This is a genomic window from Dokdonia sp. (assembly GCF_039945015.1).
GTDB lineage: Bacteria > Bacteroidota > Bacteroidia > Flavobacteriales > Flavobacteriaceae > Dokdonia.
Genome location: NZ_JBDUXP010000019.1, coordinates 85,289 through 107,314, shown reverse-complemented (window position 1 = coordinate 107,314; position 22,026 = coordinate 85,289). Strand labels below are relative to the sequence as shown.

General features: G+C 35.7%; 25 protein-coding genes. 5 read left to right on the top strand and 20 right to left on the bottom strand.

Going from position 1 to position 22,026, the window contains the following annotated elements:
• From rplF to rpsL, 20 genes are all read right to left on the bottom strand, one after another.
• Window positions 1–543 carry a 50S ribosomal protein L6 gene (gene rplF / locus ABJD27_RS14895; protein WP_348167860.1) on the bottom strand — a complete coding sequence of 181 codons (543 nt, stop codon included), beginning with the start codon at window positions 541–543 and terminating at the stop codon, window positions 1–3.
• Between the two features lie 21 nt (window positions 544–564).
• A complete protein-coding gene (gene rpsH, locus ABJD27_RS14890; protein WP_348167857.1) occupies window positions 565–963 on the bottom strand; it encodes a 30S ribosomal protein S8 in 399 nt (132 codons plus the stop codon).
• A 61-nt stretch (window positions 964–1,024) separates the two neighbouring features.
• Window positions 1,025–1,294 (bottom strand): 30S ribosomal protein S14, encoded by a 270-nt coding sequence (rpsN, locus tag ABJD27_RS14885; RefSeq protein WP_348167854.1) that lies wholly within the window; start codon window positions 1,292–1,294, stop codon window positions 1,025–1,027.
• 2 nt (window positions 1,295–1,296) lie between these two features.
• The gene (gene rplE / locus ABJD27_RS14880; protein WP_348167851.1) at window positions 1,297–1,848 is read right to left on the bottom strand and encodes a 50S ribosomal protein L5; all 552 of its coding nucleotides are present in this window, start codon (window positions 1,846–1,848) and stop codon (window positions 1,297–1,299) included.
• A gap of 2 nt (window positions 1,849–1,850) precedes the next feature.
• Complete coding sequence (gene rplX, locus ABJD27_RS14875; protein WP_348167848.1) at window positions 1,851–2,162, bottom strand: 50S ribosomal protein L24; 312 nt, start codon at window positions 2,160–2,162, stop codon at window positions 1,851–1,853.
• Between the two features lie 11 nt (window positions 2,163–2,173).
• A complete protein-coding gene (gene rplN, locus ABJD27_RS14870) occupies window positions 2,174–2,542 on the bottom strand; it encodes a 50S ribosomal protein L14 (protein ID WP_013751332.1) in 369 nt (122 codons plus the stop codon).
• Window positions 2,542–2,799 (bottom strand): 30S ribosomal protein S17, encoded by a 258-nt coding sequence (gene rpsQ / locus ABJD27_RS14865; RefSeq protein ID WP_348167845.1) that lies wholly within the window; start codon window positions 2,797–2,799, stop codon window positions 2,542–2,544. Before rpsQ ends, rplN begins: the two co-directional genes overlap by 1 nt.
• Before the next feature lie 11 nt (window positions 2,800–2,810).
• A complete protein-coding gene (rpmC, locus tag ABJD27_RS14860) occupies window positions 2,811–2,999 on the bottom strand; it encodes a 50S ribosomal protein L29 (protein ID WP_348167842.1) in 189 nt (62 codons plus the stop codon).
• A gap of 11 nt (window positions 3,000–3,010) precedes the next feature.
• A complete protein-coding gene (gene rplP, locus ABJD27_RS14855; RefSeq protein WP_089373245.1) occupies window positions 3,011–3,433 on the bottom strand; it encodes a 50S ribosomal protein L16 in 423 nt (140 codons plus the stop codon).
• Window positions 3,434–3,453: 20 nt separating this feature from the next.
• Window positions 3,454–4,170 (bottom strand): 30S ribosomal protein S3, encoded by a 717-nt coding sequence (gene rpsC, locus ABJD27_RS14850; protein ID WP_348167839.1) that lies wholly within the window; start codon window positions 4,168–4,170, stop codon window positions 3,454–3,456.
• A 4-nt stretch (window positions 4,171–4,174) separates the two neighbouring features.
• Window positions 4,175–4,585 (bottom strand): 50S ribosomal protein L22, encoded by a 411-nt coding sequence (gene rplV / locus ABJD27_RS14845; protein WP_348167836.1) that lies wholly within the window; start codon window positions 4,583–4,585, stop codon window positions 4,175–4,177.
• An 8-nt stretch (window positions 4,586–4,593) separates the two neighbouring features.
• On the bottom strand, window positions 4,594–4,872 hold the full coding sequence (rpsS, locus tag ABJD27_RS14840) for a 30S ribosomal protein S19 (RefSeq protein ID WP_348167833.1): 279 nt from the start codon (window positions 4,870–4,872) through the stop codon (window positions 4,594–4,596).
• 7 nt (window positions 4,873–4,879) lie between these two features.
• The gene (gene rplB / locus ABJD27_RS14835) at window positions 4,880–5,704 is read right to left on the bottom strand and encodes a 50S ribosomal protein L2 (protein ID WP_348167830.1); all 825 of its coding nucleotides are present in this window, start codon (window positions 5,702–5,704) and stop codon (window positions 4,880–4,882) included.
• A gap of 9 nt (window positions 5,705–5,713) precedes the next feature.
• Window positions 5,714–6,004 (bottom strand): 50S ribosomal protein L23, encoded by a 291-nt coding sequence (gene rplW / locus ABJD27_RS14830; RefSeq protein WP_348167827.1) that lies wholly within the window; start codon window positions 6,002–6,004, stop codon window positions 5,714–5,716.
• 6 nt (window positions 6,005–6,010) lie between these two features.
• Window positions 6,011–6,640: a 50S ribosomal protein L4 gene (gene rplD, locus ABJD27_RS14825; RefSeq protein ID WP_348167824.1), complete on the bottom strand. Its 630-nt coding sequence runs from the start codon at window positions 6,638–6,640 to the stop codon at window positions 6,011–6,013.
• Window positions 6,640–7,251, bottom strand: a complete 612-nt coding sequence (gene rplC, locus ABJD27_RS14820) for a 50S ribosomal protein L3 (RefSeq protein ID WP_348167821.1) — start codon at window positions 7,249–7,251, stop codon at window positions 6,640–6,642. The genes rplD and rplC overlap by 1 nt, the downstream gene beginning before the upstream one ends.
• 150 nt (window positions 7,252–7,401) lie before the next feature.
• Window positions 7,402–7,707, bottom strand: a complete 306-nt coding sequence (gene rpsJ / locus ABJD27_RS14815; protein WP_013073266.1) for a 30S ribosomal protein S10 — start codon at window positions 7,705–7,707, stop codon at window positions 7,402–7,404.
• A gap of 11 nt (window positions 7,708–7,718) precedes the next feature.
• Window positions 7,719–9,842, bottom strand: coding sequence for an elongation factor G (gene fusA / locus ABJD27_RS14810; RefSeq protein ID WP_348167817.1), 2,124 nt, complete (start codon window positions 9,840–9,842; stop codon window positions 7,719–7,721).
• 3 nt (window positions 9,843–9,845) lie between these two features.
• Complete coding sequence (gene rpsG / locus ABJD27_RS14805; RefSeq protein ID WP_348167814.1) at window positions 9,846–10,322, bottom strand: 30S ribosomal protein S7; 477 nt, start codon at window positions 10,320–10,322, stop codon at window positions 9,846–9,848.
• A 26-nt stretch (window positions 10,323–10,348) separates the two neighbouring features.
• Complete coding sequence (rpsL, locus tag ABJD27_RS14800; RefSeq protein ID WP_089373255.1) at window positions 10,349–10,723, bottom strand: 30S ribosomal protein S12; 375 nt, start codon at window positions 10,721–10,723, stop codon at window positions 10,349–10,351.
• A gap of 188 nt (window positions 10,724–10,911) precedes the next feature.
• On the opposite strand from rpsL, the gene ABJD27_RS14795 reads away from it, so the two are divergent.
• The 5 genes from ABJD27_RS14795 (at window position 10,912) to ABJD27_RS14775 (ending at window position 22,022) form a co-directional block, all read left to right on the top strand.
• The gene (locus tag ABJD27_RS14795; RefSeq protein ID WP_348167811.1) at window positions 10,912–12,606 is read left to right on the top strand and encodes a BamA/TamA family outer membrane protein; all 1,695 of its coding nucleotides are present in this window, start codon (window positions 10,912–10,914) and stop codon (window positions 12,604–12,606) included.
• Window positions 12,607–13,022: 416 nt separating this feature from the next.
• On the top strand, window positions 13,023–16,061 hold the full coding sequence (locus tag ABJD27_RS14790) for a TonB-dependent receptor (protein ID WP_348167808.1): 3,039 nt from the start codon (window positions 13,023–13,025) through the stop codon (window positions 16,059–16,061).
• Window positions 16,062–16,075: 14 nt separating this feature from the next.
• Window positions 16,076–17,605 carry a RagB/SusD family nutrient uptake outer membrane protein gene (locus tag ABJD27_RS14785; protein WP_348167806.1) on the top strand — a complete coding sequence of 510 codons (1,530 nt, stop codon included), beginning with the start codon at window positions 16,076–16,078 and terminating at the stop codon, window positions 17,603–17,605.
• Between the two features lie 12 nt (window positions 17,606–17,617).
• The gene (locus tag ABJD27_RS14780; RefSeq protein ID WP_348167804.1) at window positions 17,618–18,463 is read left to right on the top strand and encodes a hypothetical protein; all 846 of its coding nucleotides are present in this window, start codon (window positions 17,618–17,620) and stop codon (window positions 18,461–18,463) included.
• Window positions 18,464–18,776: 313 nt separating this feature from the next.
• Window positions 18,777–22,022, top strand: a complete 3,246-nt coding sequence (locus ABJD27_RS14775; RefSeq protein ID WP_348167801.1) for a SusC/RagA family TonB-linked outer membrane protein — start codon at window positions 18,777–18,779, stop codon at window positions 22,020–22,022.
• Window positions 22,023–22,026 lie beyond the last annotated feature (4 nt).

Below are 22,026 nucleotides of genomic sequence, written 5' to 3'. Positions count from 1 at the left end.
TTATGCAGATTTCCCTGCTTTTCTTCTAATGATCTCTCCTACAAACTTAATCCCTTTTCCTTTATATGGTTCAGGCTTACGGAAGGCGCGTATTTTTGCAGCAACTTGACCTACCAGTTGTTTATCGTGAGACGTTAATTTTACAATTGGATTTTTACCTTTCTCAGATACAGTTTCCACTTTTACCTCAGGAGCGATTTCTAAAACAATATTATGAGAGAAACCAACAGCCAAATCTAATTTTTGACCTTGATTACTAGCACGATATCCTACTCCTATAAGCTCTAATTCCTTGGTCCATCCTTTTGAAACACCTTCAATCATATTAAAAATAAGCGAACGATATAAACCGTGCTTTGCTCTAATATCTTTTTTATCTGAATCGCGTTCAAGAGTAATCGTTCCATCTTCTACTTTAATAGCAATATCTGAAAACTCTTGTGTAAGTTCACCTAACTTTCCTTTTACGGTTACAACACCATCTGCTACATTAATTGTAACACCGTCTGGTACTGTAATTGGACTTTTACCTATTCTTGACATTTCTTTGTCTTTTTAACTGGGTTAGTAAACGTAACAAAGTACTTCGCCACCTACATTAGCTTGTTGAGCTTGCTTTCCTGTCATAACTCCTTTAGAAGTTGAAACAATAGCAATACCTAAACCATTCAATATACGAGGTATATCTGAAGATGATGCGTATTTACGTAAACCAGGTTTACTTATTCTTTGAATATCCTTAATTACAGATTCTTTTGTTAATCCATCATACTTCAATGCAATCTTGATAGTATCCTGAGACTTACCTGTTTCAAATTTGTAACTTAATATATAACCTTGATCGAATAAGATTTTTGTCATCTCCTTTTTAAGGTTTGATGCAGGAATCTCAACGACTCTGTGATTGGCTGCAGCTGCATTTCTAACTCTAGTTAGAAAATCTGCAATTGGATCTGTGTTCATTTATATGAATTTACAGTAGTGGTTTTTCATCTATATGAAACCTTCTACTTATTAATATTTATTACCAACTAGCTTTCTTTACACCTGGAATAAGACCTTGATTTGCCATTTCACGAAATGTTACACGTGAAATACCAAATTGTCTCATATATCCTTTAGGACGACCTGTCAATTTACAACGGTTGTGCATACGTACAGGTGATGCGTTCTTAGGCAGCTTCTGTAATGCATCATAATCTCCAGCTTCTTTTAAAGCTTTACGTTTTTCAGCATATTTAGCAACTGTCTTTGCTCTTTTCACCTCACGGGCTTTCATTGATTCTTTAGCCATAATTAGTTCTTTTTGAAAGGTAAACCTAGTTCTGTTAACAATGATTTTGCTTCTTTATCAGTAGAGGCAGAAGTTTCAAAAGTAATATTCATACCATCAATCTTCTTTATTCTATCGATATTGATTTCTGGAAAAATGATTTGTTCAGTAATTCCCATATTGTAATTACCTCTACCATCAAATCCAGTAGCATTTATTCCTCCAAAGTCTCTTACTCGTGGAAGTGCTGATGTAATCAATCTATCAAGAAATTCATACATACGTTCACCACGTAAAGTTACTTTTGCTCCAATTGGCATTCCTTTACGAAGTTTAAAAGTAGCAACATCTTTCTTTGAAATTGTAGAGACAGCTCTTTGCCCTGTAATTAGGGTAAGTTCATCTACTGCATTTTCAACCAATTTTTTATCAGCAACTGCTGCTCCAACTCCTCTAGATACTATGATCTTATTTAGTTTAGGAACCTGCATTACATTCTTATAGCCAAATTCTTCTGTAAGAGCGACCGTCACACGATCTTTAAACTCTTGTTTTAATCTTGGTACGTATCCCATGACTATATAATTTCGTTTGTTGTTTTTGCGAAACGAACCTTCTTATCTCCTTCCATACGGTAACCTACTCTTGTAGCTTTACCATTACTATCTATTAAAGATAGATTTGAAACTTGAAGAGGTGCTTCTTTTTCTTTAATACCACCTTGAGGGTTTGCAGCGCTAGGCTTTTCATGTTTTTTAACCATGTTTACACCTTCAACGATAACCTTATTTTTATCGATAAACACTTTCGTCACTTTACCTTCCTTACCTTTTTGGTCTCCAGCAGTAACACGAACAGTATCTCCAGATTTTATTTTAAGTTTTGTCATCTTCTTATGTATTAAAGCACTTCTGGTGCCAATGATACAATCTTCATGAATTGCTTATCACGAAGTTCTCTCGCTACTGGTCCAAAAACACGAGTTCCTCGCATTTCACCTTGAGCGTTTAAAAGAACACAAGCATTATCATCAAAACGGATATATGATCCATCTGGACGACGTACTTCTTTCTTAGTACGCACAACTACTGCTGTAGAAACGGCTCCTTTTTTAATTTGGCCATTAGGTGTTGCATCTTTTACAGATACAACAATCTTATCTCCTACAGAAGCATATCTTCTCTTAGTACCTCCCAACACACGGATAGTCAAAACTTCTTTTGCTCCTGTGTTATCTGCTACTTTTAATCTTGATTCTTGCTGTAACATTACTTAGCTCTTTCAATGATTTCTACTAGTCTCCAACATTTTGATTTACTCATAGGACGAGTTTCCATAATCCTAACAGTATCTCCTTCGTTGCAGTCGTTTGTTTCGTCGTGTGCTACGTATTTTTTCGTTTTCAAAACGAATTTACCATACATAGGGTGTTTTACCTTTTTAACCTCTGCAACAACAATTGATTTTTGCATCTTGTTACTGGTTACAACACCGATACGCTCTTTTCTTAAATTTCTTTTTTCCATCTTAAGCGGCGTTATTGTTCTCTTTTAGTTAACTCAGTTGCTATTCTTGCGACTGTACGTCTCAAAGAACGCAATTGAATAGGATTCTCTAATGGAGAAATGGTATGTGCCATTTTAAGATCCGCATAAGATCTTTTAGCTTTTCCAAGTTCTTCTTGTAATTCTGCTGCAGATAATCCTTTTACCTCTGATTGTTTCATTATCTTAAAATTTATTCAGCTGAAAAATCTCTAGCTACGATATATTTCGTTCTAACAGGAAGTTTTTGAGCGGCAAGTCTAAGTGCTTCTTTAGCCACTGGCTCAGGCACTCCACCTACTTCAAATAAAATACGTCCTGGTTTTACAACAGCTGCCCAATATTCTACAGCACCTTTACCTTTACCCATACGTACCTCAAGAGGCTTCTTCGTTATAGGCTTATCCGGGAATATTTTGATCCATAATTGACCTTCCCTTTTCATGTAACGTGTTGCAGCAATACGAGCTGCTTCTATTTGTCTAGCAGTAATGAAATTTGAGTCTGTTGACTTAATTCCAAAAGTTCCATTTGAAAGTGTATGTCCTCTTTGAGAAAGACCCTTCATACGTCCTTTTTGCTGCTTACGGAATTTTGTTTTTTTAGGCTGTAACATTTTTTTGTTCTTTTAAAAAATTACTTTCTACGACGAGGTCCTCGGTTATCTTTACCTGAACCCCCTTTACCTGATTTCTTCTGTAAACCAACTAATGGAGAAAGCTCTCTTTTGCCATATACTTCACCTTTCATAATCCACACTTTAATACCCAATCTACCATAAGTAGTATGAGCTTCAACTAAAGCATAATCTATGTCGGCTCTAAATGTTGATAAAGGAATACGTCCATCTTTATAAGACTCTGAACGCGCCATTTCAGCACCATTCAAACGTCCAGAAATCTGAATTTTAATACCCTCGGCATTCATACGCATTGCAGCCGCAATAGCCATTTTGATTGCACGACGAAAAGAGATACGACCCTCTATTTGACGAGCAACACTTGACCCTACCAAAAATGCATCAAGTTCTGGACGTTTGATCTCGTGGATATTAATTTGTACTTCTTTCTCAGTAATCTTCTTAAGCTCTTCTTTTAACTTGTCTACCTCTTGACCACCTTTCCCAATAATAATACCAGGTCTAGCAGTAGTGATAGTAACGGTTACAAGTTTAAGCGTACGCTCAATAATTACACGTGACACACTAGCTTTACTTAAACGAGCGTGAATGTAACGTCTAATCTTATCGTCTTCGGCAAGTTTATCACCGTAGTCGTTACCACCGTACCAGTTAGATTCCCATCCTCTGATAATTCCTAGGCGATTTCCGATTGGATTTGTCTTCTGTCCCATCTAATTAATTGCTTTGTGTGTTATCGTTTGCTGCAAGCACAACTGTAACGTGATTGCTGCGTTTTCTTATTCTGTGTGCACGACCTTGTGGTGCAGGACGAAGTCTTTTTAACATCGCTCCACTATCCACTTTGATCTCTTTAATAAAAAGATCTGCATCTTCAAGACTTGCGTCTTCATTTTTTGCTTCCCAATTTGCAATTGCAGAAAGGACAAGCTTTTCAACTTTACGAGATGCTTCTTTATTACTAAATTTCAATAACTGAAGTGCTCTCTCCACCTTTGCGCCGCGTATCATATCTGCTACTAAACGCATTTTACGAGGTGAAGTCGGGCAGTTATTCAATTTAGCGAAAGCTACTTGCTTATTAGCAGCCTTGCGCGCTTCTGCTGATTCTCTTTTACGAACTCCCATGACTTCAATTATTTTTTACCTTTATTTTTTGCACCAGCATGTCCTCTATAAGAACGAGTTGGTGAAAATTCTCCTAATTTATGACCTACCATATTCTCAGTAACATATACTGGAACAAATTGGCGACCATTATGCACTGCTATTGTTTGCCCCACAAAATCTGGAGTAATCATTGAAGCTCTAGACCAGGTCTTGATGACAGTCTTTTTACTTGCTTCAATATTTGCAGCAACTTTCTTTTCTAATTTATAGTGAACGTAAGGTCCTTTTTTTAATGAACGTGCCATATCTTAATTATTTCTTTCTACGTTCTACAATATATTTATTACTCGCTTTCGTTTTAGAACGCGTTCTATACCCTTTAGCAGGAACACCGTTTCTATTACGAGGGTGACCTCCAGAAGATTTACCTTCTCCACCTCCCATTGGGTGATCGACAGGGTTCATCACTACTGGACGTACACGAGGTCTTCTACCTAACCAACGGCTTCTACCAGCTTTACCAGATACTAATAACTGATGATCACTATTAGACACCGCTCCGATCGTTGCCATACAAGTCACAAGAATCAATCTTGTTTCCCCTGAAGGTAATTTTACCGTAGCAAACTTACCATCACGTGCCATTAATTGTGCAAATGCACCAGCACTACGAGCCATTACAGCTCCTTGACCTGGACGCAATTCTATACAAGAAACGATTGTACCTAATGGAATATCTGAAAGAGGCATTGCATTTCCAATTTCTGGAGCCACATTTGGACCAGATACTAGATTTTGACCTACTTCAAGACCGTTTTGAGCAATTACATAACGCTTTTCACCATCTTGGTAATTAAGCAATGCAATAAATGCTGTTCTGTTTGGATCGTACTGAATCGAAGCAACCGTAGCTGGAATTCCTTCCTTGTTACGTTTGAAATCGATTATACGATACCTTCTTTTATGACCCCCACCTAATTGGCGTACAGTCATTTTTCCTGTGTTGTTTCTACCCCCTGAGCGTTTTCTCGGAGCCAAAAGGCTCTTTTCTGGCTTGTCAGTTGTAATCTGGTCGAAACCATTTACAACTCTAAATCGCTGCCCTGGAGTGATAGGTTTTAGTTTTCTTACTGACATTTTAAGAAATTAAATGTTGTTATAAAAATCTATTGTATCACCTTCCGCCAACTGTACAATTGCTTTTTTGATAGCACTTGTTTTACCAGTAATAACCCCAGATTTCGTATAACGAGATTTGCGATCTGGACGGACATTCATTGTTCGAACTTTTTCAACTGAAACGCCATAAGCAGACTCAACTGCTTTTTTAATTTCAACCTTATTTGTTCTCATACTTACTTCGAAAGTATAGCGATTATTAACCTCACTATCCATCGTAGCTTTTTCCGTAATAACAGGTTTTATTAAAATACTCATGACGTCTTATTTAGCTAAGTTAGTCTCAATACCTTCTAAAGAACCTTCAAGCAATACAACATTATTAGCATTCATAATTTTGTAAGTACTTAATTCTGAGCTTGTTACAACTTCAGTGCTCTTTAAATTGCGTGACGACAAATATACATTATTATTTGACTCTCCCAACACTATCAAAGATTTTTTGTTTTCAAGACCTAAAGCCTTAAGCACATTGATAAAATCTTTTGTCTTTGGAGTTTCAAAATTAAAGTCTTCTACGACTGTGATTGCTTTATCATTTGCCTTTAAAGAAAGTGCAGAACGACGTGCTAATCTTTTTAATCCTTTATTAAGTTTGAAAGAATAATTTCTTGGTCTAGGACCAAACATTCTTCCTCCTCCTTTAAAAACACCAGACTTGATACTACCCGCACGAGCCGTACCAGTTCCTTTTTGTTTTTTAATCTTACGAGTAGATCCTGAAATCTCAGCTCTCTCTTTTGCCTTATGAGTTCCTTGACGTTGATTAGCAAGATATTGCTTTACGTCTAAGTATACAGCATGATTATTAGGCTCAATAGCAAAAACAGCATCAGAAAGGTCTGCCTTTCTCCCTGTTTCTTTTCCTTTAATATCTACAACTGCTACTTTCATTATTTCTGAATGGTTACATAAGCGTTTTTGTGACCAGGAACACATCCTTTTACAACAAGTAGATTTTTATCTGCAACTACTTTTAAAACTCTTAAATTTTGAACTTTCACTTGATCACCTCCCATACGTCCTGCCATACGCATTCCTTTGAATACACGTGCAGGATAAGAAGCAGCACCAATAGAACCTGGAGCCCTCAAACGGTTATGTTGACCGTGAGTTGCTTGTCCTACTCCGGCAAAACCGTGACGCTTAACAACTCCTTGAAAACCTTTACCTTTTGAAGTACCAGCCACATCTACAAATTCACCTTCTTCAAAGTGATCTACAGTGATCGCATCTCCTAATTTAAATTCTCCTTCAAATCCTTGAAACTCGACAACTTTGCGTTTTGCAACCGTACCTGCTTTTTTAGCGTGACCGCTAGCAGCTTTGTTTGCCTTTTTCGCGTCATCGAAACCAAGTTGAAGGGCTTCATACCCGTCAGTTTCTGTGGTTCTGACTTGGGTAACTACGCAGGGACCTACCTCTAAGACCGTACATGGAATATTCTTTCCATTTTCGTCAAAGATGCTGGTCATACCTACTTTTTTTCCGATTAACCCAGACATATTTATTTATATTAATTATTAAAAATTCTATTCAAAAAAAACAGGGCCAAATACCTTCAACCCTGAATGTATTTTTCCGTTTTTCCTTTGCTCGCAGCTCAGGACATTTTATAGTGTTAAGTGTGCTTTCGCGAAAGCACACTCAATCTATCACACTTTTATCTCTACTTCTACTCCACTTGGCAATTCAAGCTTCATTAACGCATCAATCGTCTTTGAAGATGAACTATAAATATCAAGTAAACGCTTATAAGAGCTAAGCTCAAATTGCTCACGAGATTTTTTGTTTACGTGTGGAGAACGTAGTACTGTAAAAATTTTCTTATGTGTAGGAAGCGGAATTGGTCCAGTTACTACAGCTCCAGTTGTTTTTACTGTCTTTACGATCTTCTCAGCAGACTTATCTACTAAGTTGTGGTCGTAAGACTTTAATTTGATTCTTATTTTTTGACTCATATCCTTAGTAATTAGTTTGTTCCTTTAGATGCTGCAATTACTTCTTCAGAAATATTAGAAGGAGTCTCAGCATAATGAGAAAATTCCATTGTTGAGGTTGCACGTCCAGAAGACAACGTTCTTAATGTAGTTACATATCCAAACATTTCTGAAAGTGGCACCGTTGCTTTTACAGTTTTTGCACCAGCACGATCACCCATATCACTCACTTGACCACGGCGACGGTTAAGGTCACCTACAATATCTCCCATATTCTCCTCAGGCGTAATTACCTCAAGTTTCATAATAGGCTCCATTATTACGGCTTTAGCAGCTTTAGCTGAATTTTTAAAACCTAATTTTGCAGCAAGTTCGAATGATAATTGATCAGAATCCACATCATGGAAAGATCCATCTGTCAGTGTTACTTTAATAGCGTCCACCTCATAACCTGCTAAAGGCCCATTTACCATTGCCATTTTGAAACCTTTCTCAATAGAAGGAACAAATTCTTTTGGTACGTTTCCACCTTTAATCTTATTTACAAACTCAAGTCCTACAAAACCTTCTTCTGCTGGCTCAATTGTAAATACGATATCTGCAAATTTACCACGTCCACCTGATTGCTTTTTGTACGTTTCTCTATGTTCTGCTGTAGCAGTAATAGCCTCCTTGTACTCAACCTGTGGTTGACCCTGGTTAACTTCTACTTTAAATTCACGCTTTAAACGGTCTACAATAACATCTAAGTGAAGTTCACCCATTCCAGATATAATAGTCTGCCCTGAAGCTTCATCAGAACGCACTGTAAACGTTGGATCTTCCTCAGCTAATTTAGCCAAACCAAGCCCTAATTTATCAACATCTGCCTTCGTCTTTGGCTCTACCGCAATACCAATTACTGGATCAGGGAAATCCATAGATTCCAACACTATAGGATGCGCTTGATCGGTAAGAGTGTCTCCTGTTTTAATAGATTTGAATCCAACAGCAGCCCCTATATCTCCAGCTTCTATATATTCAATTGCATTTTGCTTGTTAGCATGCATCTGATAGATACGAGAGATACGTTCTTTTTTACCAGAACGATTATTTAAAACATAAGATCCAGCATCTAAACGACCTGAATATGCTCTAAAAAATGCTAAACGTCCTACAAAAGGATCTGTAGCAATTTTAAATGCTAAAGCAGCAAATGGCTCCTTAACATCTGGCTTACGTAATTCTTCCTCATCTGTATTTGGATTTACACCAACAATACCTTCTTTATCCGTAGGAGAAGGTAAATAACGACATACCGCATCAAGAAGGAACTGAACTCCTTTATTCTTAAATGCAGACCCACAGATCATAGGAATAATAGACATATCCATTACAGCAGCACGAAGCGCAGCATGCACTTCTTCTTCCGTAATTGACTCTTCATCTTCCATGAATTTCTCAAGAAGATTCTCATCATACGCAGCAACTTCTTCAATAAGTTTACCACGAAGCATCTTAGCCTCTTCTTTAAGATCTTCAGGAATATCAACAATATCAAATGTTGATCCCATTCCTTCCTCATGCCATACAATAGCACGATTCTTAACTAAATCAACAATTCCTTTAAAATCTTCTTCATCACCAATATTCAATACAATAGGTACTGCATTAGAACCTAACATATCTTTAACTTGCTGACATACTTCTAAAAAGTTAGACCCTTGACGGTCCATTTTATTTACAAAACCAATACGTGGCACTTTGTAATTATCCGCTAGTCTCCAGTTAGTTTCTGACTGAGGCTCAACACCATCAACAGCACTAAATAAGAACACTAACCCATCAAGTACACGTAATGATCTATTTACCTCTACAGTAAAATCAACGTGACCTGGAGTATCTATAATATTAAAATGGTATCCTTTTGTATCTGGAGTAGATTCCCCATTTTCAATAGGAAATTCCCAAGTACAGGTAGTCGCAGCAGAAGTAATCGTGATACCACGCTCTTGTTCTTGCTCCATCCAGTCCATTGTAGCAGCACCATCATGTACTTCTCCAATTTTATGACTCACACCTGTATAATAAAGAATACGTTCAGTAGTAGTAGTTTTTCCTGCATCAATGTGCGCAGCAATACCAATATTTCTAGTGAATTTTAAATCTCTTGCCATTTCTTAGAATCTAAAGTGTGAAAATGCTTTATTTGCTTCTGCCATTTTATGCGTATCAGTACGCTTTTTAACAGCAGCACCTTCTTCTTTTGCAGCAGCAAGAATTTCTGCAGCAAGTTTAGAAGCCATTGACTTTTCGTTTCTTTTTCTTGCAAAACCGATTAACCACTTCATCGCAGTTGAGATCTTACGATCTGGACGAATTTGCATAGGGATTTGGAAAGTTGCCCCTCCTACTCGACGACTACGTACTTCAACGTGAGGCATTACATTAGATAATGCATCCTTCCACATTTCAAGTGCTGTTTTTTCGTCGTCTGTTTTCTTTTCTTCTACGATATCAATTGCATCGTAAAAAACTTTAAAGGCTACCGATTTTTTTCCGTCCCACATCATCATATTAACAAATCGAGTTACTAACTGATCGTTAAAGCGTGGATCCGGTAAAAGTGGTCTCTTTTTGGCCTGTCTTTTTCTCATTTCTTCTCTTTAAAAGTGTTGATGATTTACTTCTTAGGGCGTTTTGCACCATATTTAGATCTCGATTGTAGTCTTCCTTGAACACCTGCGGTATCCAAAGCACCACGTACAATGTGATATCTAACTCCTGGCAAATCTTTTACCCTTCCACCTCTAACCAATACTATCGAGTGCTCCTGAAGATTGTGTCCTTCACCTCCGATGTATGCATTCACCTCTTTACCATTTGTTAAACGAACACGCGCAACTTTACGCATAGCCGAGTTTGGTTTTTTAGGTGTAGTCGTGTAAACACGAGTACATACGCCGCGGCGTTGTGGGCACGAATCTAAAGCAGCCGATTTACTCTTCTTGGTTATTTTGGCTCTTCCTTTTCGTACTAATTGTGAAATTGTTGGCATAATTTCTTTCTACCTAAATTTTGTTAAAATTAACTAACCCTTCTCTAAGGGCTTGCAAAAGTACAAATATTTTTAAGTTTATCAAATACTAAATCACTTATTTTAATAGGTTTTTCTAATTAAATACCGTCACAAACACTTTTTACTTTCAAAAACCGTTAGATTTACATCAAAAAAACTACAACTGCTTGAGACGCATTATTTACTTTTTTCATATCCTATATATATATACTACTTCTGTAAGTTTTGCTCAAGAAGAAAAACTCACACTCAAAATTCAAGGAATAACAGATACCGAAACAAAAGTAATAGACAGTTTAGGTTATGCAAAAACGTATAACGAACTCACCCCTCTTTTAAAAACCATAGACAGTTTAAAAAGCAATCTTTCTCAATTAGGATATATAGACATCTCTGAACAAAGAAGCAACAACAAATTTGCTTATACTTCTATCTTAAACTTAGGAAAGCGCTATACTTACATCAAAATATATGTGGGCTCTGACAAATCCATTAAAGAATACTTTAAACAAGCCAATATAAAAGTAAAGAACGATAGTGTTGTTATTGAGACCGCTTTCGCGAAAGCGGCCTTAGAAAACTTAACATATATTGCTGCAAATAGCGGAAATCCATTTACTAGTTTTCAAATAACATCTATTGCAAAAAAAGACTTATCTAATAGTCTAACAGGGACACTAACTACAGAAAAGGATACTGATCGATATGCTGATCGTATAATTATAAATGGATATGAGAAAGCTCCAAAGGGTTTTATAAAACATTATGCGAGGATAAAAGAAGGAAAGCCTTTTAACCAAAAAGAACTAATTGAGCAAAACGAACGGCTAAACAACCTTAGTTTCATTTCTTCAAAGAAAGATCCTGAAGTGCTTTTTACAAAAGACAGCACTACTGTTTATTTTTACTTAGAACGAAAAGTCAACAATCGTTTTGATGGTTTTTTAGGTTTTGCCACAAATGAAGAAACTAATAGACTCCAGCTTGACGGCTACATAGATTTAATACTAACAAACAATCTCAATTATGGAGAGACACTTCTTCTTAATTACAAAAGTGATGGAGAAGATCAAACTCAATTAAACATCAAAGCAACATTACCTTATCTTTTTAAAAGTCCTTTAGGAGTAGAGGCTCAGCTTTCACTATTCAGAAAGGACAGCACCTTCTCTGAAAACAGCCAAGAAGTTAGTTTATTTTACCAAGTAAATGCAAATAACACAATTTCCTTAGGATACAAATCAAAACAGTCTGAAGATCTTATCGAATCGACAGACATAAATGAAGTCATAGAAGACTTTACACAACAAAGAGTATTAGGTAGTTTTAAACACACTAACCTTCAATCTGACTTTTTCTTTCCCACCAAAACACAACTAATTATTGAAGGAGAATTAGGTAATCGCCAAACAACGACTTCAAAAGAAGAGCAATTAAGCATTAATGAATACATCAGTCATATTTTTAAACTTAATGAATACAATCAAATCTATTTACAAAATAGAACTCAAGTACTTCTTTCTGATTCGTACTTAACAAATGAACTTTACAGGTTTGGAGGAATCACAAGCATACGAGGATTTGAAGAGAATAGTATTTTTGCAAATCTTGTAAGTACACTAAATACGGAATATAGATATGTCATAAATTCTGGAATTTATATACATAGCATTATAGATTTAGCATATTTTGAGAATGAAATAGCCAATCAAAAAGAAAAACTAGTAAGTTTTGGAATTGGTGCAGGGCTAAGAACTAAAGCTGGTATTTTTAAAATCAACATAGCAAACGGCAAAACAGAGAATCAAACATTTCGATTTTCGAACACAAAATTACACTTTCAACTCGCAATTCGTTTTTAAAAAGACATCCAAGCAGCAGAAAATGTATTTTTTTCACCTAAAAACAGCTTCCTTTCCTTATTTATTATGTTAAAATTAACTTAAAAGTAAATCATTATCGGGATTATCTATACTGCGAAAAAAAAGGATAAAATTTAACCTGAAATAGAAAATACCTCGAGACCCCTCCAAACTATTTTAAATAAAGAATTCTCACATACAGAATTCTAAGGGACAATTAAATGGATTGTAAAATTTTCTTAAAACAACACATCCAAATTAAGTGCTTTTTTGATACAAAATAGACACTTAAGAGTATTAACAGTTTTTATGAAAAGTTTAATAAAAATGCCATTTATCCTAAAATTTAGCAATAAATAGTTGTACGATTAACTTTTTATTGTGATTTTTATAAAAAATTGTAATCTTTAAAAGAAATGAAAAAAAAATTGACACTATTGTCAATACTACTCTTAGTATTGACAGTGCAGATTTCTCATGCACAAGAAAAAACGATATCAGGAACGGTTTTTGAGTCCGAAGGTCCTTTGCCAGGCGCTAATATTTTGGTAAAAGGAACATCAAATGGAACACAGACTGATTTTGATGGTAAATTCACATTACCCGATGTTAATTCATCCGATATTATCGTCATTAGCTATGTAGGATACAAGACTCTCGAAATTCCTGTTGGAACCCAGACTACTATTACGGCAACGCTAGAAGCCGACAATACACTTGACGAAATTGTCATTGTAGGTTTTGGTAGTAGAACAAAAGAACTCTCAACATCTGCAGTATCTACCGTTACTGGTAAGGATATAGAAAACTTAGTTCCTTCCACCAGTCTTGATAATGCATTACAAGGTAAAGCCGCAGGGGTACAAGTCGTAGGCGCAAATGGACGACCTGGTCAAACCGCTTTTGTACAAATACGTGGTATTGGGTCCTTAAGTGCATCTACAACACCATTATATGTTGTTGACGGCGTGCCAATTGATGCAAATGACGTAAACAACATCAATCCTAACGATATTGAGAACTTCTCTATTTTAAAAGATGCAGCAACTGTAAGTCTTTATGGTTCTCGTGGAGCAAATGGCGTTGTTTTAATTACAACAAAAAAAGGAAAAAGTGGGGAAGCTAAAATTAGTTTTAATTCTTCCATAGGGTACTCTCAACGCATTCCTGATCCGTTTGATCTTTTTGATGCAGCAGGAAAACTTGAGATTGAAAGACAATTTGCAGAGCTAGGAGTTACAGCTGCCCAAAGTTTACCTGGAGCAACATCTTCCCCAGAAGAGTTAGCTGAACTTATTGCTTTAGATACAGATTGGGAACAAGAATTACTTAGACAAGGTTTTATTCAAAATAATTCACTTTCTATTTCAGGTGGAGATGACAAATTAAATTATTTCTTATCTCTTGCATATAGTAAGAATACAGGAGTTATTGACCGTATTGATGGTTTTGAAAGGACCTCACTTCGTTTAAATACTTCGTACCAAGCAAAAAAATGGTTAAAAGTAAACACAAACATCTCTTTATCACGTAATACGTCTGATTTACCTAGAGACAGAAACAATGTACAAAACCCATTTAGAGCACTTTATGATTACAATCCATATGAACCTCTTTTCCTAAGAGATGCAGATGGAAATATTGAGGTTGATGAAAATGGAGACAATGTATTTAATCCAACTTCTACAGGATTCCCTATAGCTAGAGCTCTTCAAACTGAACCAGAAGATAATAGAAACTTCTTAATTATTGGAAGTCTTGGTGCGGACATCAAACTTTCAGATAATTTTTCAAATAACTTCCTAGTTGGAGCAACATCAAATAGATTTAACAGAACAAACAGGTCTTTAGCTGGAGGTGTTCTTCAAGGATTTGTAGGAGATGCCAATTTTCCTGGAACTCAAACAGATAATGCTTCTGTAGATTTACGATATAATGTAACAAACACATTTAGTTACAAAGACACTTATAATGGAGTACATAATCTTCAAGCTGATTTTCTTTTAGAATACATAGAACGTATTTTTACTAGTCAGTTTTCTACAAGTAGAGGATTCCCTTCTCCAGACATTCCATTTCAAGATGTTGCAACAGAAGCTCAAACAGCAGGTTCAAACGAAGCAAGAAACAGACTGTTTTCTCAAGGATTATTCTTAACCTATGATTACGACAGAAAATATGTAGTATCTGGAAGTATACGTCGTGACACATCTACACGTTTTAGCCCAAATAATCAAGAAGGATATTTTTGGAGTGGTAGTGCTGCTTGGAATATCAGTAATGAAGATTTTTTAGCAGACAATTCGACAATTAGTAATTTAAGACTAAGAGCTTCTTTAGGAACAGCAGGAAATCAAGCAATTGGAGATTTTCAATTCTTAGATTTGGCTGGTTTCAGTACATTTAATGGAAATCCTGCATTAATTCCTTTTGGATTAGGAAATCCTAATATTCAATGGGAAGCACAAAGGACTCTTGACATTGGGGTAGAATGGGGATTATTCAACAATCGCTTAAACGGAGTCGTTGACTTTTTCCAAAGAAATTCTGATGAATTATTACTTCCTAGACCTTTATCTTTAACTCAAGGAGATCAAAACAATTCAATAACAACTAATGTTGGTGAAATAGAGAATCAAGGATTAGAAGTATCTTTAAACTATGATATTATAAGAAACAGTGCTATTAAATTTTCTGTAGGTGGTAATATTTCTTTCCAGTTAAACAACGAGGTTGTTTCTCTTCTAGATGGAGCAGATATCATTAATGGGAATACTATTCTAAGAGAAGGTGAAGAACTAAATACATTCTTTCTACCAAGGTACGCTGGTGTAAATCCTGCAAATGGAGCTCCATTATATCTTGATCAAAATGATGCAATTACCGATAACTTTAGCGCGGATTTCCAAACATTATTAGATGGAAAATCTCCAGCTCCGGATATTCAAGGTGGATTCTATACTGATTTTAGTTGGAAAGGTTTTAGTGTACGTTCTGATTGGGCTTTTCAATCTGGAAACTATATTCTTAACTTCCAAAGACAACAAGGAGTTGCCATTGGTAACATTGATTCTAATTTAAGAACGGAAGCATTAAATTTTTGGAGACAACCAGGAGACACCAACGTACTCCCTAGTCCATTATTCCAAGCTACAGCAGATCAAACATCGACTAGGTTCCTTGAAAAAGGCGATTTCCTACGTCTTAGATCATTAACGTTAGCATATAGTCTTCCAAGCTCTTTTACCGAAAATTTATTTATCAGTTCATTAAGAATATACGGAACAGGCCAAAACATACTTACAGTAAGTGGCTTTGAAGGAGACCCTGAAGTAGGTATTGGTTCTGCAGAAACATCTGCTCCAGGTGCAGCTGGATTTGTTGCCGGAGCATTTAATCTATTTAGTTATCCACAAACCCGTTCATATACATTTGGTGTAGAAGTAGGATTTTAATAAAAAAACATAAAATGAAAAAAATAAAATTAACAATAGTATCAGCACTATTACTGAGTATGACATATTCTTGTAGTGATGAAATAGACAACCTAGAGCCCTTTACATCCGTAAACCCTATAGCATTTCTTGAAGGACCTGCGTCATTTCAAACTGCTGTAGATGGTATGTATAACCAAATATTTGGATATTATTCTTCTCCCGGGTCTGCCCTACAAGGCATTCCTGATATCTTATCAGACAATGCTGTTTTAGTCACTACAGGAAGACGTTCTAATGAAGTATATTATGATTACCAGTATACAGCAGCTACTGGAGGAGCCATAGGCTTGTATTTTAGTCAAGCGTATAATGCTATAAATATCTCAAACATTGTTATTTCTCAAATAGACAAACTACCAGAAGGAGATACGAGAGATAATATCTTAGGTCAAGCATTAGCTGGAAGAGCACTCGCTCATTTTGATTTGGCTCGAGTATATGGTCCAATACCTAGTCAATCTAATAATGCAATTAGTGAGCTTGGAGTATCTTATATTAAGGTAGAGGATGGCGATGTAGATTTTGACGTACCTACACCTATATTCCCTGAAAGAGAATCTATAGGATCAAATTATGAAGAGATTTTAGAAGATTTACTTGCTGCAAGTACTTTAATTTCTGAATCAAATTCAGAAGGAAGATTAACAAGAAACGGTGTTTTCGGTTTATTATCTAGAATCTACCTATACTTAGGGCAGTACCAAAACGCTATTGACTCATCAAATGAGGTATCAACAGCTATAGCTACGCAAGAAGATTTATCATCTATATATATAGACGCCACAAATGCTGGTATCGTTATAGAACTTTCGGTCAACACTGCTGGCTCAGAAGCAAACTTTAACAATGTGGGTGTTATTTATAGTCAAGGAAGTCTTGATGATGCTGGAAATATAACTAATACAATTTCAGAATACGCAGTAGATTTTGAATTCTTTAATAGTATAGACGATTCAGATATAAGAAAGGGTATTATCCAATTTGACAGCGCTAATGGTGATGCTGAACATAACGGCATACGTAAGTTTCTAGGAGAGTCTGGACAAGTAAACGGTCGACTTGACATTAAAGTTATGAGAGCTGCTGAAGTATTATTAAACAGGGTTGAAGCCCAATTTGAACTTGGTTTTGAAGGCCAAGCACTAACTGGACTAAATCAATTAAGAGAGTTACGCTTTTTTGGAGACGACCTCCCTGAAAACAATGACAATGACACTACAAATGATATTGTTTTTATACCTGGAACAGAAACTGGACAAGCTCTTGAAGATGCTATTCAATTTGAAAGACGTGTAGAATTAGCCTTTGAAGGACATCGCTTCTTTGACCTAAAACGAAGAGGAGAATCTATACAAAGATCTACTTTTGGAGATTTAAGGGACGGAACAGGAACTCCTGCCGAAGTATTAACATTACCAGCTGGTGATACTAGATTTCAATTCCCTATCCCTATCGCTGAAATCAATGCAAATACAAATTACACTCAAAATCCTGGGTATTAAAAAAAGAACACAATGAAAAAAATAAAACTTTTATTTATAGCAATCTTAGTTACAGCTTTTACATCTTGTGATGATGATTCTGAATTTGGATCTGGGATTCAAGATTCTGATCCTTCTATTGTAAGTCTAAGTCAGTCTAGTGCTAATTTATCAATTGAAGTAGGTGAAACAAGAGAAATGGAGTTTTCTGTTAATGCATCTAAATTATCAAATAACGCTAGAACTATTAATTTATTAATTAATGAAGCATCAACGCTTAATCCAGATTCATATGTAATATCCACGACGAATGTGACTATTCCTGCAAATGAATTTTCAGGTTCATTTACCGTTACTATTACTGATCCTACAGGTTTTCCTGCATTAGCTGAAAATTTAATTTTAGATATTGAAGATTCTTCTGATTATACTACGTCCACAATATTATCGTCTCTTACTATAAGATCAGGTATACTAGGACCATTTTCAGGTTCGTACAAGCTTGATGTTATTGAAGGGGTTTTCCCTGGGTTTGGCGCAACTGGATCATATGAAACAGGGAGAGTAATAGATATCGAATTTCTTTCACTTAATGACAGAAGAATTACAGATCTTTGTTACTTACCTTCACTTGGAAGTTTTTGCGGTCCCTTTGACTTTTCTATTGACGGAAATCAAATAGTTGTACCATTACAAGCTCCAGGTGGAGGTGTAGGTTGTGGTGCAGCTTTACTAGCTCAATCATTTTCTGATGATCAAGCATCTATAGATTTAGATGACGATAGTTCATTTCAAATTATATTTCAAGATAATGTGGATAATGCTGGAGGTTGTGATGTAGACCCATATAGAGTCGTATTTGAATTGACAAAACAATAAACACAATTAGTTAGCATAAAAAAGCTCTCTGATTAAGAATAAAAGGATGTAATTCATATGAGTTACATCCTTTTTTAGTTAAAAGTTAAATGTATTATAAAATATAAATATGCAACTATTAATGCTTTTAATTCACTCAAACTGACATCAAATTTCACCATAACTTAATAATATATATACAAGAGAACCCCTTTCATTATTTTGAAAATAAATCTGTCTATTAAACTAATTCGTTAATTTTAGGAGTAAATAGTTGTGTAATTAACTTTTTATTGTGATTTTTGACATTGGCTAATTCAAATAATTTATAAAAATGAAAACAAAGTTTAGTGGAATTTTAACGCTCTTGTTAGCGTTTGTCGTGCAAATTTCTTTTGCACAAACAACAGTTTCCGGGACGGTTTCTGAAGAAGGTGGACCATTGCCTGGAGCAAGTGTCCTAATCAAAGGAACTCAAACTGGAGCTCAAACCGATTTTGATGGTAACTATACTATTGATGCAAGTCCTAGTGACGTTCTTGTATTTAGTTATGTAGGTTACTCAACTCAAGAAGTTACTGTAGGTAATCAAACTACAATTAATGTTACTCTTGCTCAAGACAATCAACTTGATGAAGTAATTGTAACTGCTCAGGGTATAAAACGTGAGAAAAAAGCGTTAGGATATGCTGTAAGTGAGGTTTCTTCTGAAGAAATCGAGAACCGTACAGAAGGTGACGTAGGACGTATCCTTTCAGGTAAAGCGTCTGGGGTGGCTATTACTTCTCAGAGTGGTACATCAGGATCTGCAACTAATGTTGTTATTCGTGGTTACAACTCTATTAATGGTGATAACCAAGCTCTTTTCATTGTAGATGGTGTTCCTTTTAGTAGTGACACAAATGCAGATGGAAATTTTGTTAATGGTAATAACGGATCTTCTCGTTTCTTAGATCTTGATCCAAACAACATTGAAAGTGTTAACGTACTTAAAGGATTAGCTGCTGCTACACTTTATGGTACAGCTGGACGTAATGGAGTTATTGTAATTACAACAAAATCTGCTACATCTCGCGGAACGGGTGCTAAAAAGACTGAGATTACAATAAACCAATCATACTTTGCAAATGAGATTGCTTCTTTACCTGATTATCAAGATAAATTTGGTGGAGGATTTGATCAATCATTTGGGTGGTTCTTCTCAAACTGGGGACCAGGATTTGAAGCTGACGGTGTTGCTGGTTATTTAAATGATCCAGCTCAGTTAATTGCAGCTGACGGAACAGTAGAACACCCTTATTCATCTTCTGCATTTTTAGATGGATTCTTAGGAGGGGCAAACATCCTTGAAGATGAGTTTCAAGATCAACGTTACGAATGGAGACCATATAATAACGTAGATTCATTTTTTAGAACTGGTGCAGTTTCTAATACTTCTATTAATATTAATGGTGGTTCTGAAGACGGAAAAGTTTCATATAATGTAAACTACGGTCACTTAGATGATGAAGGATTCCTTCCAGGAAACACTGTAAGAAGAAATAACTTATCTATAGGAGGTAGAGCTCAATTATCTAACAAGTTTACGGTCTCTGGATCTTTAAACTACGCTAGAACTGATTTCTCTACACCTCCAGTCGCTGCTTCTTTAGGAAATGGTACTACTGGATTATCTGTATTTGGAAATGTATTCTTTACTCCTCGTAATGTGGATTTAGCAAACCTTCCATTTGAAATTCCTGAAACTGGCGGAAGTATTTACTATCGTAATGGTAATGATATCAACAATCCAAACTGGCTTGTTCAGAATGCTAAAGATTCACAATTAACAAATCGTGTATTTGGAACTACAACTTTACAATATGCTATAAATGATAATTTAAATATACAGTATAGAGGTGGTGTTGATTTCTTTAACCAAAGAAATGTAAGTTATATTAATAGAGGTGGTGTATTAGGTGCTGGACGTGATGATATTCGTGGAGAATATAACACGACTGATATTAATACTAGAATATGGGATCATTATGCAGCAATAAGCGGTGATTACGATCTTAGTGATAAAATAGGACTTACATTTATTGCAGGTGCTACATCTAGATCTAGAGAAAGAGAACGTCAAAGTACTTTTAGTACTGATCAAATTGTATTTGGAGTACAAAGACATTTTAACTTCAGACAAGTAGTTGCTACAGAAAACTTAACATTTAGAAATATTGTTGGGGTATTAGGTCAAGCAGATTTTGATTATGATAACTTTGCTTTCTTAACGCTTTCAGCTCGTAATGACTGGGTTTCAAATTTACCTACAGCAAACAATTCTCAATTTTACCCAAGTGCAAGTGTATCATTCTTGCCTACTGCAGCTTTTGATGGTTTAAAGAGTGATGCTCTTAACTATTTAAAAATTAGAGCTGGTGTAGGAACATCTGCAGGATTCCCTGGTGGATTTCCATCTGTTCAAAACGTAATTCAGACTTTAAATGTTCAACAACCAGGTTTAGTAACTAACTCTGTAGATAACTTTAGAGCAAATCCAGATTTAAAACCTGAACTTATTACTGAATTTGAAGTAGGATTTGATGCTCGTCTATGGAAAAATAGAGTAAGTCTTGATGTATCTTATTTTGATCGTTCAACGGAAGATTTAATTGTATTCCAACCTTTAGCTCCTTCAACAGGATTTACACAAACACAATCTAATATTGGTGAAGTAGAAGGTGACGGATGGGAAGTTGATTTAGGTGTTGACATTTTCAAAAGTGAAAACAACGGATTTAACTGGAACTCAAGAATAAACTTCACACAATCAGAGCAAATTGTTACTGAGCAAGCGGACGATATTATTGTATATGCTGGATTTGGTAACTTAGGAAACGCTGCTATCCTTGGAGAGCAATTAGGTGTAATCGTAGGTGATCGTATCTTAAGAGATGCTAATGGAAACTTTGTTGTAAACGGTGCTGGTAACTATGTAAGTGAAACAAATATTACATTAGATGATGGACGTAACATCCAACCAATCATTGGTAATCCACAACCTGATTATGTAATGAACTTTATCAATACATTATCTTATAAAAACTTTAACTTAGGATTCCAAGTAAACCATACAAAAGGAGGTGACATTTACGCATCTACTATATCTGTATTACTTGGTCGTGGTTTAATTGTTGAAACTGAAGACAGAGAAAATACATTTATCCTTCCAGGAGTAAATGTTGACGGTGCTGGAAATTCAACTCCTAACCAAACACAAATTAACAACTCACAGTATTACTTCTCAAACATACTGTTCGGCCCATCAGAATTACAAGTATATGATGGATCGGTTGTTAGACTTCAAGAAGTTTCTTTCGGGTACAGTGTACCAAAGAAATATTTAGAAAAAACACCTTTTGGTTCTTTCAGCATTACGGCTAGCGGATTTAACCTTTGGTATGATGCATACAACACACCAGATGGAGCAAACTTTGATCCAAACGTAGCAGGTGTAGGTGTAGGTAACGGACGTGGATTTGACTTCCTTAACGGACCATCATCTAAGCGTTACGGTGTAAGTGTTAAAGCATCATTTTAATTGA

Coding starts and splice junctions, on each gene's coding strand:
- rpsL (WP_089373255.1), bottom strand. CDS start 10,723: ATGCCAACAATTTCACAATTAGTACGAAAAGGAAGAGCCAAAATAACC.
- fusA (WP_348167817.1), bottom strand. CDS start 9,842: ATGGCAAGAGATTTAAAATTCACTAGAAATATTGGTATTGCTGCGCAC.
- rplV (WP_348167836.1), bottom strand. CDS start 4,585: ATGGGAGTTCGTAAAAGAGAATCAGCAGAAGCGCGCAAGGCTGCTAAT.
- rplX (WP_348167848.1), bottom strand. CDS start 2,162: ATGACAAAACTTAAAATAAAATCTGGAGATACTGTTCGTGTTACTGCT.
- rplE (WP_348167851.1), bottom strand. CDS start 1,848: ATGGGATACGTACCAAGATTAAAACAAGAGTTTAAAGATCGTGTGACG.
- ABJD27_RS14775 (WP_348167801.1), top strand. CDS start 18,777: ATGAAAACAAAGTTTAGTGGAATTTTAACGCTCTTGTTAGCGTTTGTC.
- rpsG (WP_348167814.1), bottom strand. CDS start 10,322: ATGAGAAAAAGACAGGCCAAAAAGAGACCACTTTTACCGGATCCACGC.
- rplC (WP_348167821.1), bottom strand. CDS start 7,251: ATGTCTGGGTTAATCGGAAAAAAAGTAGGTATGACCAGCATCTTTGAC.
- rpsC (WP_348167839.1), bottom strand. CDS start 4,170: ATGGGACAGAAGACAAATCCAATCGGAAATCGCCTAGGAATTATCAGA.
- rplB (WP_348167830.1), bottom strand. CDS start 5,704: ATGTCAGTAAGAAAACTAAAACCTATCACTCCAGGGCAGCGATTTAGA.
- rpmC (WP_348167842.1), bottom strand. CDS start 2,999: ATGAAACAATCAGAGGTAAAAGGATTATCTGCAGCAGAATTACAAGAA.
- ABJD27_RS14785 (WP_348167806.1), top strand. CDS start 16,076: ATGAAAAAAATAAAATTAACAATAGTATCAGCACTATTACTGAGTATG.
- rplN (WP_013751332.1), bottom strand. CDS start 2,542: ATGTTACAGCAAGAATCAAGATTAAAAGTAGCAGATAACACAGGAGCA.
- rplD (WP_348167824.1), bottom strand. CDS start 6,640: ATGAAAGTAGCAGTTGTAGATATTAAAGGAAAAGAAACAGGGAGAAAG.
- rpsJ (WP_013073266.1), bottom strand. CDS start 7,707: ATGAGTCAAAAAATAAGAATCAAATTAAAGTCTTACGACCACAACTTA.
- rpsQ (WP_348167845.1), bottom strand. CDS start 2,799: ATGGAAAAAAGAAATTTAAGAAAAGAGCGTATCGGTGTTGTAACCAGT.
- ABJD27_RS14780 (WP_348167804.1), top strand. CDS start 17,618: ATGAAAAAAATAAAACTTTTATTTATAGCAATCTTAGTTACAGCTTTT.
- rpsN (WP_348167854.1), bottom strand. CDS start 1,294: ATGGCTAAAGAATCAATGAAAGCCCGTGAGGTGAAAAGAGCAAAGACA.
- rpsS (WP_348167833.1), bottom strand. CDS start 4,872: ATGGCACGTTCATTAAAAAAAGGACCTTACGTTCACTATAAATTAGAA.
- rplW (WP_348167827.1), bottom strand. CDS start 6,004: ATGAGTATTTTAATAAAACCTGTTATTACGGAAAAAGCTACGATGGAT.
- rplF (WP_348167860.1), bottom strand. CDS start 543: ATGTCAAGAATAGGTAAAAGTCCAATTACAGTACCAGACGGTGTTACA.
- rpsH (WP_348167857.1), bottom strand. CDS start 963: ATGAACACAGATCCAATTGCAGATTTTCTAACTAGAGTTAGAAATGCA.
- rplP (WP_089373245.1), bottom strand. CDS start 3,433: ATGTTACAGCCTAAAAAAACAAAATTCCGTAAGCAGCAAAAAGGACGT.
- ABJD27_RS14790 (WP_348167808.1), top strand. CDS start 13,023: ATGAAAAAAAAATTGACACTATTGTCAATACTACTCTTAGTATTGACA.